This window comes from Streptomyces sp. NPDC032822, assembly GCF_055578825.1.
In genome coordinates this window covers 617,913-630,145 of record NZ_JBVIOL010000003.1, presented here as the reverse complement: position 1 = coordinate 630,145, position 12,233 = coordinate 617,913, and the positions used below count along the sequence as shown (strand labels likewise).

General features: G+C 72.1%; 14 protein-coding genes. 3 read left to right on the top strand and 11 right to left on the bottom strand.

The window, feature by feature from the left end:
* Positions 1–22: 22 nt before the first annotated feature.
* Entirely contained in the window at positions 23–484 is a 462-nt protein-coding gene (locus tag ACZ5VD_RS11945) for a hypothetical protein (RefSeq protein WP_468549874.1), read from the top strand.
* Positions 485–517: 33 nt separating this feature from the next.
* Here ACZ5VD_RS11945 and mug read toward each other — a convergent pair whose 3' ends face one another.
* The 10 genes from mug to ACZ5VD_RS11895 all read right to left on the bottom strand — a co-directional run bounded on the left by mug (position 518) and on the right by ACZ5VD_RS11895 (position 10,683).
* Positions 518–1,063, bottom strand: coding sequence for a G/U mismatch-specific DNA glycosylase (gene mug, locus ACZ5VD_RS11940; RefSeq protein ID WP_468550005.1), 546 nt, complete (start codon positions 1,061–1,063; stop codon positions 518–520).
* Positions 1,060–2,499 (bottom strand): adenylosuccinate lyase, encoded by a 1,440-nt coding sequence (purB, locus tag ACZ5VD_RS11935; protein WP_468549873.1) that lies wholly within the window; start codon positions 2,497–2,499, stop codon positions 1,060–1,062. The genes mug and purB overlap by 4 nt, the downstream gene beginning before the upstream one ends.
* 59 nt (positions 2,500–2,558) lie before the next feature.
* Complete coding sequence (locus ACZ5VD_RS11930) at positions 2,559–2,900, bottom strand: DUF4326 domain-containing protein (protein ID WP_468682143.1); 342 nt, start codon at positions 2,898–2,900, stop codon at positions 2,559–2,561.
* 6 nt (positions 2,901–2,906) lie between these two features.
* Entirely contained in the window at positions 2,907–3,689 is a 783-nt protein-coding gene (locus ACZ5VD_RS11925) for an SGNH/GDSL hydrolase family protein (RefSeq protein WP_468549871.1), read from the bottom strand.
* Positions 3,690–3,770: 81 nt separating this feature from the next.
* Positions 3,771–4,784 (bottom strand): hemolysin family protein, encoded by a 1,014-nt coding sequence (locus tag ACZ5VD_RS11920; protein ID WP_468682141.1) that lies wholly within the window; start codon positions 4,782–4,784, stop codon positions 3,771–3,773.
* Positions 4,781–6,202, bottom strand: coding sequence for a hemolysin family protein (locus tag ACZ5VD_RS11915; protein ID WP_468682138.1), 1,422 nt, complete (start codon positions 6,200–6,202; stop codon positions 4,781–4,783). The genes ACZ5VD_RS11920 and ACZ5VD_RS11915 overlap by 4 nt, the downstream gene beginning before the upstream one ends.
* 172 nt (positions 6,203–6,374) lie before the next feature.
* Positions 6,375–6,800, bottom strand: a complete 426-nt coding sequence (locus tag ACZ5VD_RS11910) for a GNAT family N-acetyltransferase (protein WP_468549868.1) — start codon at positions 6,798–6,800, stop codon at positions 6,375–6,377.
* 56 nt (positions 6,801–6,856) lie between these two features.
* Entirely contained in the window at positions 6,857–7,192 is a 336-nt protein-coding gene (locus tag ACZ5VD_RS11905) for an LLM class oxidoreductase (RefSeq protein WP_468549867.1), read from the bottom strand.
* Between the two features lie 34 nt (positions 7,193–7,226).
* On the bottom strand, positions 7,227–9,794 hold the full coding sequence (locus ACZ5VD_RS11900; protein ID WP_468682136.1) for an FtsX-like permease family protein: 2,568 nt from the start codon (positions 9,792–9,794) through the stop codon (positions 7,227–7,229).
* 4 nt (positions 9,795–9,798) lie between these two features.
* Positions 9,799–10,683 carry an ABC transporter ATP-binding protein gene (locus ACZ5VD_RS11895; RefSeq protein WP_468682134.1) on the bottom strand — a complete coding sequence of 295 codons (885 nt, stop codon included), beginning with the start codon at positions 10,681–10,683 and terminating at the stop codon, positions 9,799–9,801.
* Positions 10,684–10,880: 197 nt separating this feature from the next.
* Here ACZ5VD_RS11895 and ACZ5VD_RS11890 point away from each other — a divergent pair, with 197 nt between their 5' ends.
* Both ACZ5VD_RS11890 and ACZ5VD_RS11885 read left to right on the top strand, forming a co-directional pair.
* On the top strand, positions 10,881–11,105 hold the full coding sequence (locus tag ACZ5VD_RS11890) for an antitoxin (RefSeq protein ID WP_468549864.1): 225 nt from the start codon (positions 10,881–10,883) through the stop codon (positions 11,103–11,105).
* Positions 11,102–11,476, top strand: coding sequence for a fic family toxin-antitoxin system, toxin component (locus tag ACZ5VD_RS11885; protein WP_468549863.1), 375 nt, complete (start codon positions 11,102–11,104; stop codon positions 11,474–11,476). The genes ACZ5VD_RS11890 and ACZ5VD_RS11885 overlap by 4 nt, the downstream gene beginning before the upstream one ends.
* On the opposite strand, the gene ACZ5VD_RS11880 is transcribed toward ACZ5VD_RS11885, so the two are convergent.
* Positions 11,477–12,184 (bottom strand): class I SAM-dependent methyltransferase, encoded by a 708-nt coding sequence (locus ACZ5VD_RS11880; protein WP_468682131.1) that lies wholly within the window; start codon positions 12,182–12,184, stop codon positions 11,477–11,479. It lies immediately after the preceding gene.
* Positions 12,185–12,233 lie beyond the last annotated feature (49 nt).

Below are 12,233 nucleotides of genomic sequence, written 5' to 3'. Positions count from 1 at the left end.
TGCCGCCCGCTTTACTGGAGTCATGGACATCGCACGACACCTCGCCACGATCGACCTGCTGTGCACCCGGGACTTCCTCCCGGAGCACGGCAGGACCGATGTGGGCACGGGGGGACCCGGTTACCACATAGCCGAGTTACAGACGAGCGGCGACTTCTGGGAGGACGACGGCACCGCACGGGAAGAGACGGAGACGCAGTACGAGTTCGACCGCGACGGTCTGGCGGAGCGGCTGACCGAGCGGTGGGGACCGCCCCAGGTCTTCAGCCTGTACAGCGTCTTCGAGCGGACCACGGAAGGCGAGGAGTCGGCGGCCGGAGAGGAGCCCGCCGAGCCATGGGCCTCGCTCAGCGCACACGTCCCCGACGTCCAGGTGTGGAAGCCGACCGGGACGGTTCGCCGGGTCGCCCTCGGCGTCTCCCAGTGGGACCGCGAACTCCCGTTCCAGCTCCTCGCCGTCGTCACGGAGATCGACCCTGCGTGACCCGCCCGCCGGTGACGCGTCCGCTGTGCCCCGTCAGTCCTGCGCCGCCACCCGCAACCGAGCGAACTCCTCGGCCATCGTCGCCGCCGTCCAGTGCGCGTTCAGCCCGCTCGGGTTCGGCAGCACCCACACCCGGGTGTCCCCGAACGTCCGCTCCTGCGGCCCCACCCGGGCCTTGCGGTCCTCGAACGCGGCCCGGTAAGCGGTGACCCCGACCACGGCCAGCCAACGCGGGCGCAGTCGCGCCACCTTGAGGGTCAGCTGCCGTCCGCCCTCGCGGTACTCCTCCGCGCTCAGCTCGTCGGCCCGCGCGGACGCCCGGTCCACGACGTTCGTGATGCCGAGGCCGTAGGACGGCAACTCCTGCTGCTCCGACGGCTTCAGGAGCCTCGGGGTGAAGCCGGACAGGTGCAGCACCGGCCAGAACCGGTTGCCGGGGCGGGCGAAGTGGTGGCCCGTCGCGGCCGTCATCAGACCGGGGTTGATGCCGCAGAAGAGCACCCGGAGGCCGTCCGCGACGACGTCGGGTACGAGACGGTCGCGCGCGGCCTCCAGCTCCTGGGGCGTCAGGCGCGTCAGAGGATCGCTCCGGGGGTGTAACCCGCGGCCTCGGGGCGCTGCTTGACGATCTCCTCGATCCGGCCCACGACCGTGGCGACCTGGTCGGCCGCGGCGCCTGTGAAGGAGAGCTTGTCGGCCATCAGCGCGTCCAGTCCGGCGCGGTCGAGCGGGATGCGCGCGTCGGCGGCCAGCTTGTCGAGCAGCTCGTTGCGCTCGGCACCCTGCTCGCGCATGGCCAGCGCGGACGCGACCGCGTTCTCCTTGATCGCCTCGTGGGCGAGCTCCCGGCCGACGCCCGCGCGCACCGCGCCCATCAGCACCTTGGTGGTGGCGAGGAACGGCAGGTAGCGGTCCAGCTCACGCGCCACGACCGCCGGGAAGGCACCGAACTCGTCGAGGACCGTCAGGAAGGTCTCCAGCAGACCGTCCAGGGCGAAGAACGCGTCGGGCAGGGCCACCCGGCGCACCACCGAGCAGGACACGTCACCCTCGTTCCACTGGTCGCCCGCCAGCTCGCCCGTCATCGACGCGTAGCCGCGCAGGATGACCATGAGGCCGTTGACGCGCTCGCAGGAGCGGGTGTTCATCTTGTGCGGCATCGCGGAGGAGCCGACCTGGCCCGGCTTGAAGCCCTCGGTCACCAGCTCGTGCCCGGCCATCAGCCGGACCGTCTTCGCCAGCGAGGACGGGGCCGCCGCCAGCTGCACCAGCGCGGTCACGACCTCGTAGTCCAGCGAGCGCGGGTAGACCTGGCCGACCGAGGTGAAGGCCTGCGAGAAGCCCAGGTGCCCGGCGATCCGCTGCTCCAGATCCGCGAGCTTGCCCGCGTCCCCGCCCAGCAGGTCGAGCATGTCCTGAGCCGTACCCACCGGGCCCTTGATCCCGCGCAGCGGGTAGCGGCCGAGCAGCTCCTCGACCCGGCCGTACGCCACGAGCAGCTCGTCGGCCGCGGTCGCGAAACGCTTGCCGAGGGTCGTCGCCTGCGCGGCCACGTTGTGCGAGCGGCCGGCCATGACCAGCTCGCCGTACTCGCCCGCCAGCTTCCCGAGCCGCGCCAGCACGGCCACCGTACGGTCGCGCACCAGCTCCAGCGAGAGCCGGATCTGCAGCTGTTCCACGTTCTCGGTGAGGTCGCGGGACGTCATGCCCTTGTGCACGTGCTCATGCCCGGCGAGAGCGTTGAACTCCTCGATCCGCGCCTTCACGTCGTGCCGCGTGACCTTCTCCCGCTCGGCGATCGAGGCCAGGTCGACCTGGTCCAGAACCCGCTCGTAGTCGGAGATCGCCGCGTCCGGCACCTCGATCCCGAGGTCCTTCTGGGCCCGCAGCACAGCGAGCCAGAGCTGCCGCTCCAGCTTCACCTTCTGCTCGGGCGACCAGAGCGTGGCGAGCTCGGCGGAGGCGTAGCGTCCGGCGAGGACGTTCGGGATGCGGGGCTTGGCAGCGGAAGTCACGTGTACGGATTCTACTGGCGATTCCTGCAGGCCAGCGCCACGGCTTCGCTTGTCGGAACCTACGAGAGCGTCTCGGCGAGTTCGGCGAGGACCTCCGCGTGGCACAGCTGGGGCGCACACCAGCAGGCCAGCGCCCTGCCGCGCAACGCGGGCACCAGGGCGAGCAGGTCCGGCCGCTCCAGGAGGTGGGCCCGGTACCGCGCCATGACCTCCGCCCGGGTGCCGTCCCGGCGCCTGGTCGGGGTGTCGTAGGCGAACGGGTTGTACAGCGGGTGCCGAGGCAGGTCCCAGCCGCCCAGGGTCCAGCGGCGGCCGACGTAGAGCAGGTCCTCGGGGGCGCGTTCCAGCCGGGGGCCGTACTCGTGGATCCGGCCCCTGACGTCGACCACCCGCGTGACCACGGCCGGCTACTCCGGGGGCCGCTCGTAGGGCAGCAGGTCGGCGCGCTTGGGTGCCAGGCCGTCGCCGGAGGAGCGGCCGGTGAGCCGGCGGACGATCCACGGCAGCAGGTACTGCCGGGCGAAGCGGGCGTCCGCGACCCGGCGGGCGGTCCAGCCCGGCGGGAGGGTGAGCGGCATCGGGGTCCGCCACTCGGTGTCCTCGGGCTCGTAGCCGAGCCCCTGCCACACCGCCTCCGCGACCCGCCGGTGTCCCTCGGCCGTCAGGTGCAGCCGGTCCACGTCCCACATCCGGGGATCGCCGAGCGACGGCGCCCCGTACAGGTCGACGACCAGCGCGCCGTGCTTCTCGGCGAGCCCGTCCACGCACTCGAACAGCTCCTCCATGCGTGGCTGGAACCGCGCCAGGACCGGGCCCTGGCGCCCCGGGCTGCGCATCAGGACCAGCTGCTCGCAGGCCGGGGCGAGCCGCTCCACCGCCTCCGTCAGCAGGGCACGCACCCGCCCCATGTCGCACTTGGGGCGGAGCGTGTCGTTCAGCCCGCCGACCAGCGTGATCACGTCGGGCCGCATGGCCGCCGCCACGTCGATCTGCTCGGCGACGATCTGCCCGATCAGCTTGCCCCGCACCGCGAGGTTCGCGTATCGGAAACCGGGGGAGTGGGCGGCCATCCGCCCGGCGAGCAGGTCGGCCCACCCCCGGTAGGTGCCGTCGGGCAGCAGGTCCGACATGCCCTCGGTGAAGGAGTCGCCGACCGCGACCAGGCTGGTGTGTGTGGGGTTCTTCTGCATGGCGACAGCGATGGTAACCCGCGGCCGTACCCGTCGGTACGTCGGCTGTGTACCCCCAGGGGCGCCCCCTGGGGGCACCACCTACGCCCGCTGCCCGAACAGCTCCCGCAGCACGTCCTCCATGGTCACCAGGCCGGTCAGCCTCCCGTCCTGGCCCAGCACGGCGGCCAGGTGCGTACGGCTGCCCCGCATCGCCGTGAGGACGTCGTCCAGCGGCGTGCTCTCCCGGATCCGGGCGATGGGCCGCATGTCCCGCTGCTGGAACGGCAGGTCACGCGGCGACTTGTCCAAGGCGTCCTTGACGTGGAGATAGCCGGTGATACGGCGCGCCTCGTCCACCACCGGGAAGCGGGAGTAGCCGGTCTCGGCCGACAGCATCTCCAGCTGCTCGGGCGTGACGCCGAGGTACACGTAGGCGACGTCGTCCAACGGCAGGACGACGTCCCGCACGGGCCGGCGGCCCAGCTCCAGCGCGTCGCGCAGCCGCTCCTGCGCACGGTCGTCGATCAGGCCCGCCTCGCCGGAGTCCCGGACGATCCGGGCCAGTTCGGCGTCCGAGAACGTGGCCGTGACCTCGTCCTTGACCTCGACCTTGAGGAGCTTGAGCAGGGCGTTCGCGAAGGCGTTGATCGTGAAGATCACCGGCCGCAGCGCCCGGGCCAGGGCGACCAGCGGGGGGCCGAGCACCAGCGCGCTGCGCACCGGCTCCGCGAGCGCGATGTTCTTCGGCACCATCTCGCCGAGCAGCATGTGCAGGTAGGTCGCCAGGGTCAGCGCGATCACGAAGGAGACCGCGTGTCCGGCGCCGGCGGGCACGCCCATCGCGTGGAACGCCGGTTCCAGCAGGTGCGCGATGGCCGGCTCCGCGACCACACCGAGCACCAGCGTGCACAGGGTGATGCCGAGCTGCGCGGCGGCCATCAGCGCGGACACGTGCTGCAGCCCCCACAGCACGCTCTTGGCGCGCCGGTCGCCCTCCTCGGCATGCGGCTCGATCTGGCTGCGGCGCACGGAGATCAGCGCGAACTCGGCGCCCACGAAGAAGGCGTTGACGACGAGGGTCGCCAGACCGATCAGCAACTGGACGGCGATCATCGCTGCACCCCGCCCTTCTTGTCGGCGGCCTTCTTGTCCGCCTTGTCCATGGCCTTCCTGTCCGCGGCCTTCTTGTCGGCCGCCTTGGTGTCCTCGGTCCGGTTCTCGTCCTCAGGGAGCGGCGCGTGCAGCAGCAGGCGCGCGGCCCGGCGGCCGGAGGCGTCCACCACGTCCAGCAGCCATCCGGCGACCTCCACCCGGTCGCCGTCGGCGGGGATCCGGCCGAGCTCGGTGGCGACGAGGCCGGCCAGGGTCTCGTAGGGCCCCTCGGGCGCCCGCAGTCCGACGCGGGCGAGCTGGTCGGTGCGGGCCGAGCCGTCCGCGGAGTACAGGGTGCGGCCCTCGTCGTCGGTGCCGGCCTGGGCCAGGTCGGGTGTCTCGTGCGGGTCGTGCTCGTCGCGCACCTCGCCGACGACCTCCTCGACGATGTCCTCCAGCGTGGCCACGCCCGCCGTACCGCCGTACTCGTCGATGACCACGGCCATCGTGCGCTTGCCGGAGAGCCGGTCCAGGAGCCGGTCGACGGTGAGGGACTCCGGGACCAGGAGCGGTTCGCGCATGATCTCGGAGACCCGGACGCGGGGGCGGCGCTCGGCGGGCACCGCCAGGCAGTCCTTGATGTGGGCGGTGCCCACGACCGAGTCCAGGTTGCCGCGGTAGACCGGGAAGCGGGACAGGCCGGTGGCCCGGGTCGCGTTGGCCACGTCCTCGCAGGTCGCCTGCACGTCCAGGGCCATGACCTGCACGCGCGGGGTCATCACGTTCTCCGCGGTCAGGTCGGCCAGGTTCAGGGTCCGCACGAACAGCTCGGCGGTGTCCGCCTCCAGGGCGCCCTCCCGGGCGGAGTGCCGGGCCAGCGCCGCCAGCTCCTGTGGGCCGCGCGCGGAGGCCAGCTCCTCGGCGGGCTCCAGGCCGAAGAGGCGTACCGCGCGGTTGGCGGTGTTGTTGAGGTGGGTGATGAAGGGGCGGAACGCGGCGCTGAACCAGCGCTGTGCGTTGCCCACCCGCTTGGCGACGGCGAGCGGCGAGGAGATCGCCCAGTTCTTCGGCACGAGTTCGCCGACGACCATCAGGAACACCGTCGACAGCGCTGTACCGAGGACCAGCGCGAGGGTGCTCGCCGTGGACGGTGAGACGCCGGCCGACTCCAGCGGGCCCGAGATCAGCGCGGCGATCGACGGCTCGGAGAGCATGCCGACGACCAGGTTGGTGACCGTGATGCCGAGCTGGGCGCCGGAGAGCTGGAAGGTGAGGTTCTTCACGGCCTTCAGGGCGCCGGCCGCGCCCCGCTCGCCGCGCTCCACCGCGCGTTCCAGCTCGCCGCGCTCGACGGTGGTCAGCGAGAACTCCGCGGCGACGAACGCGCCACAGGCCAGTGAGAGCAGGATCGCCACCAGCAGCAACAGGACTTCTGTCATCGGGTCACCTCCGTCCCATGGTCGGGCAGGGCGGGAAGGATCGCGCGATGTCGCGTACTGGGAGGCTCGCCCATGGGCGGACGCTCACACCTTTCATGGAGAACGGAAGAGTCTCCAATAGTAAAGGACGGGCAAAAGGGTGCGACCGGCCGACTGCGCGCCGGTACAGGGGCTAGCCGGCGAGGGGCTTCACCCAGCGTCGCCACTGCTCCTGCGGCGCGTACCCGGCCGCCCGCCACGCATGCTGCGCGGTCTCGTTCCGGGTCAGCACCATGGCGTCCCCGCGGCGCCCTCCGAGCCGTACGAAGCGCTCCTCGGCGGCCGTGAGCAGGGCGCCGCCGATGCCCCGGCGGCGGCGATCGGGGTGTACCGCGAGGCGGTAGAGGTGGCAGCGCCAACCGTCGAAGCCCGCGATCACCGTGCCGACCAGTTCGCCGTCCAGCTCGGCCAGGATCAGCGCCTGGGGGTCGCGGCCGACCAGCCGCTCCACGCCGGTCCGGTCGTCGCTGATGCTCGTGCCCTCGGCGGCCGTCTTCCAGAAGGCCAGGACGGTGTCGAGGTCGTCGGGCGTCGCGGCCCGGATCCGCAGGTCAGTCATACGGCGATCCCATCACGCCCGCAGCGCCGCGGCACGGAATTCCGGCATCCGGACGGTCACCGGCCACGCAGCGCGGCGACCACCGGCGCGAACGCCTCCAGGTACGGCTCCAGGACCGTCAGATACGAGAACCCGTACCGCTCACGCCGCGCCGGCACCTTCCCGGTGATCTGCTCCAGGGCGCCGGCCAGGACGAGCGGCAGATCCAGGGCCCGCTCCACGGTCAGGTCCGGCACGCGCTCCACCAGGGGCCGGACGGCCGCTTCGGGGTCGTCGGTGATCACCACCGGCTGGACGAGGAGGTTCAGTTCAGCCGGCTCCGCGCGCCCCTTCGCCAGGTCCTGGTACCGCGCCACCCGCTCGTCGAGTTCTCCGGCGGTGAGCGGCAGCACCCTGCCCGCCGGGTCGTGGCCGACCGCGTTCCCCTCACTCGTATGCGATGGCCGCGAGCACGTTCATCCGGGACGCGCGCAGCGCCGGCAGCAGCGCCGCCACGACACCCACCACCGCCGCGCCGACCACGACCGCGACGAGCGTGCCCCAGGGGATCGCCAGCGCGTCCATACCCTGCAACGCCAGCACCTGTTGGGTGCACACGCCCCACACCAGCCCCAGCGCGAGCCCGAGCACCGCCCCGAACACCGCGATCACCACCGACTCCAGCCGGATCATCCGCCGCAGCTGGCGCCGGGCGAGCCCGATGGCCCGCAGCAGGCCGATCTCCCGGGTGCGCTCCACGACCGACAGGGCCAGGGTGTTGACCACGCCGAGGACCGCGATGACGATCGCGAGCCCGAGCAGCGCGTACACGAGGTAGAGCAGGACCGCGATCTGGTCGTGCACCAGGTCCTTGTAGTCGGCCAGGTCGCGCACCTGCACCTGCGGGTAGGGGTCGAGCGTCTTCTCCAGGTTCGCGCGCAGCTCGTCGGCGCCCGTCCCGGAGGCCGCGTTCACGTACAGCGAGGAGTCCTGTCCCGAGGGCGCGAACCTCTCCAGTGTGGCCAGTCCGAGGAACAGGCCGCCCTGGGTGCCGAACCCCTCGGCGGAGCCCTGGTCGGTGAGCGCGCCCACGGTGAGCTCGGTGGTGCGTCCGCCCTGGAACTCGACGGGGATCGCGGTGCCGACCCGCACGCCGTGGTCCCGCGCGAACCCCAGGTCCATGGCGATACGGCCGTCCGCGAGGGCCGCCGCGCTGTCGCCCTCGGCGTACCGGATGCGGGCGACGTCGTCGAGGCGCGGATCGTAGGCCGCCGCGGTCGTCTCGACCCGGTCGCCGTCCGGCAGCCGTACGGCGACCGGTGTGAACCGCGACCGTACGACTAGCCCCGCGCCCTCGGTGTCCCGCACCGCTCGGGTGACCTCCTGCGGGAAGGGCAGGAAGTTGCCGTTCTGGATGACGAAGTCGGCGCCCAGCGTCTCGTCGATCTGCTGGTCGAAGGAGGCGCTCATCGAGGCGCTCGCTACCGACATCCCGCCGACCAGGGCCAGCCCCACCATCAGCGCGGCGGCGGTGGCGCCGGTGCGCCGGGGATTGCGCAGGGCGTTGCGCTGGCTCATCCGGCCGACGGAACCGAACAGCGCGGGGAAGGCCCCGCCGAGCACCCGGATCACCGGGCGCACCAGCAGCGGGCCCGCGATCACGGTCGCCAACAGGGTCAGCACGATGCCCAGGGCCAGCAGGGAGGCCGCCGAACCGGTCGCCGACGAGGTGACGCACCCGAGGAGCGCCGCCGCGCCCAGGGCTCCGACGACACCGCCGACGATCGCCCGGGTCCTGAGCGGTTTTCCGATCCCGGCGATCTCGGCGTCCGAGAGCGCCGCCATCGGGGAGACGCCCGCCGCCCGCCGGGCCGGGAGGTAGGCGGCGACGAAGGTGACGCCGACGCCGACGACGTAGGCCGCGACCGGTGTGCCCACGCCGATCACCATCTCGCTCGACTTGATGTTCATGCCGAGCGTGTTCATCAGCGCGATGAGTCCGGCCGCGAGCCCGATGCCGGTGGCCAGGCCCACGGTGGAGCCGACCAGGCCCAGCAGGACCGCCTCGGTGAGGACCGAGCGGCGGACCTGGCGCCGGTCGGCACCCAGGGCCCGCAACAGGCCCAGTTCGCGGGTGCGTTGGGCGATCAGCATCGAGAAGGTGTTGACGATGAGGAAGACGCCGACCAGTACGGCGATCCCGGCGAAGCCGAGCATCACGTACTTGATGATGTCGAGGAATCCGCCGAGCTGCTGGACGTCCGACTCGGCCTGTTCGTCGGCGGTCCGGTAGTCGTAGCCGTCCGCGCCGAGCGCGGCGGCCACGCGCTGCTTGAGCCGGTCGTCGCTCACGCCCTCGGCGGCGTCGACCGAGATGCTGGTCGCGGCCTTCGCGTCGCCCAGCAGCTTCTCCCGCGCGGTCGGCGGGTCCAGGAAGACCAGTGCGGCACCGGGGTTGGTGGTGGTGAAGGTGACGATGCCGACGACCTCGACCTTGAACGAGCCCGGGCCCGCGATCACCGTGAGCGTGTCGCCGATCCGCACGTCCTTGCCGTCGGCGGTCTCCGAGTCGAGCATCGCCTCGGCCGGTCCGCGCGGGGCGTGCCCCGAGGTGAGCTCGACGGGGCTGCGTTCGTCCGGGTTCCAGTCGGTGCCGATGGTGGGGGCGCCGGTGGTCGGGCCGACCGACTCGTTGTCGGCGTCGACGACGGTGATGTTCTCGGCCTCGGCGTCCGAGCGCGCGGCGGCCACGCCGTCGACCCGGGCCACCCGGTCCGCGAGCGCGGCCGGCAGGGTGGCCGTCATGCCGGAGGGCACCGCCTCGTTCAGGTCCTCCTTGGGGCTGACGGTGACCGAGGGCGCGGTCGAGGCGAAGAGCCGGTCGAAGGTCCGGCTGAGCGTGTCGGAGAAGATCAGGCTGCCCGCGACGAACGCCACGGACAGCACGACGGCCAGCGCCGAGAGCAGCAGCCGCCCCTTGTGGGCGAGGAAGCTGCGGAGCGTCGCCTTCAGCACGGGCTCAGGCCTCCTGGTCGGGCTCGTCCGCGGGCGCCTTGGTGAGGTCCGCGGGTGGCCGGGCGTGCTCCGCGGAGGCGCCGCCGCGCTCCGCGGGTGGCTCGGGGAACGCGCCGCGGGACACGTCGAACCGCTTCATCCGTTCGAGGACCGCGTCCGCGGTGGGCCGCTCCATCTCGTCCACGATCCGTCCGTCGCCGAGGAAGAGCACCAGGTCGGAGTGGGCGGCGGCGCCGGGGTCGTGGGTGACCATGACGACGGTCTGGCCGAGCTGGTCGACCGCCTCGCGCAGGAACCCGAGGACTTCCAGGCCCGCCCGCGAGTCGAGGTTGCCGGTCGGCTCGTCCGCGAAGATCAGCTCCGGCCGGGAGGCCAGCGCCCGCGCGCACGCGACCCGCTGCTGCTGGCCGCCGGAGAGCTGGGAGGGCCGGTGCTTCAGACGGTCCCGCAGTCCCAGGGTGTCGATGACCTGGTCCAGCCACTTCTCGTCGGGCTTCTTGCCCGCGATGTCCATGGGCAGGGTGATGTTCTCGGCCGCGTTCAGCGTCGGGATCAGGTTGAACGACTGGAACATGAACCCGATCCGGTCCCGGCGCAGCCGCGTCAGCTCGCGCTCCTTCAGTCCCGTGATCTCGGTGTCACCGAGCCACACCTGTCCCGCCGAGACGTTGTCGAGCCCCGCCAGGCAGTGCATGAGCGTGGATTTCCCGGAGCCGGAGGGACCCATGACCGCGGTGAACCGGCCTTGCGCGATGTCCACGTCCACCGAGTCCAGGGCCCGCACGGCCGTCTCGCCCGAGCCGTACGCCTTGGTCAGGCCGCGGGCCCGGGCCGCGGTCCCGTCGGCCGGCGCCTGGCCCGGCACGTGCTGAGCAGCGGGTGTGGACAAGGCTGTCTCCTCGCTTGTGGACGCGCGTACTCCTGGACCCGGCCGAGCGTAGTGTGACCGGGCCCACACCCGGTATCCCTCGTGGGGTCGAGGCCGTCTCCGCCCCAGGTCGGGTCCCTGATACCGATGTAAGGGGCACCGTCTCGCGCCGTCCGGCCCTCTTGCGGGTGCTAGCGTTCGGGCGCTAGCTTCGAGGCATGGCGAAGACCCAGTTGAACGTGCGCGTGGACGAGGGCACGGCCCGCGCGGCCCGCGAACGCGCCCTGGCCCGGGGCATGAGCGTCAACCGCTACATCGAGGAACTGGTCAAACAGGACACCGGCGAGGTCGGCCACACCTTCGTGGAGGCCGCGGCCGACTTCATGAAGCAGTACGAGTCGGTGTTCGCCAAGGAGTTCGGTACGGAGCACGAGGGCCGTTGAGCAGTCTGCGCATCGACCTCGCCTGGCTGCTGATGCTCGCCGAACACAACACCCCGGGCGATCCCCAGGTCAGCGACTGGGGCGCGCTCGTCGCCGCCGTCGCGCGCCACGAGGCCGAGATCTTCGACGTCCCCGTCTACGACAGTCCGCAGGAGCGCGCCGCCGCACTGCTCCAACTCCTCATCCACGTCCCCGCGTTGGAGCGCTCCAACGCTCTGTTCGCGTGCGCTGTCGCCTACGCCTACCTCGTCGCCAGCGGCCTCAAGGTCGACACCTCACCCGAGCAGGTGCGTGACCTGGCCCGGCTGGTGAAGAACGGTGAGGCGAGCGTCGACGACATCGCGCGGGCACTGCGCCAGTGGAGCCTGTGATCACGGCCCTGTCGCTCCGGCCGGATCCTCGGCCGACGGCCGCCACGCGGTGCCCAGCACGCAGTAGGACGTGGGGAGCTTCGGGCCCTTCTCCGGCATCAACACCGGCCGGTAGGGGCCGAGTTCGAATCCGGCGTCCCGCAGTGCCCCGATCGGGTCCCGGGACAGATGGCAGCCACCGCTGAGCGGCGGCCACAGCGTACGGTCCAGGGCGCGCTGGGTGAGGCGCATCGCCCGGCCGCCGCCCCGGCCGTGCTCGAAGAACCGCACCTCGCCGCCGGGCCGCAGCACCCGCCGTATCTCGCCGAGCGCCCGCGGCACGTCCCGCACACTGCACAGCACCAGGGAGATCACCGCCGCGTCGAAGGCCTCGCTCTTGACCGGCAGCGCCTCCGCGGCCCCCGGCACCACGTCGACGGGCACCCCGGAACGCAGCGCGGCCTCCACGGCCAACTTCCTGAGGACGCGCTCCGGTTCGATGGCCACGACCTCGGAGACGGCGGCCGGGTAGTGCGCGAAGTTCAGGCCGTTTCCCGCGCCGATCTCGATCACCCGCCCGGACAGCCCGGCGAGCAGCCGTTCACGCACGTCGGCCATGCCCATCGTGGTCTCGGCGCTCACACTGACCCGGGCGTAGTACCGGGCGAACAGCGGGTGGTGGACGGGATCCCGGGGCACCCTGCCGGACCGGACGGACCGTAGCGGCATGGCAACCTCCCTGGCAGGCGGACCTCACCAGGATTCTCCCCTGTACGGG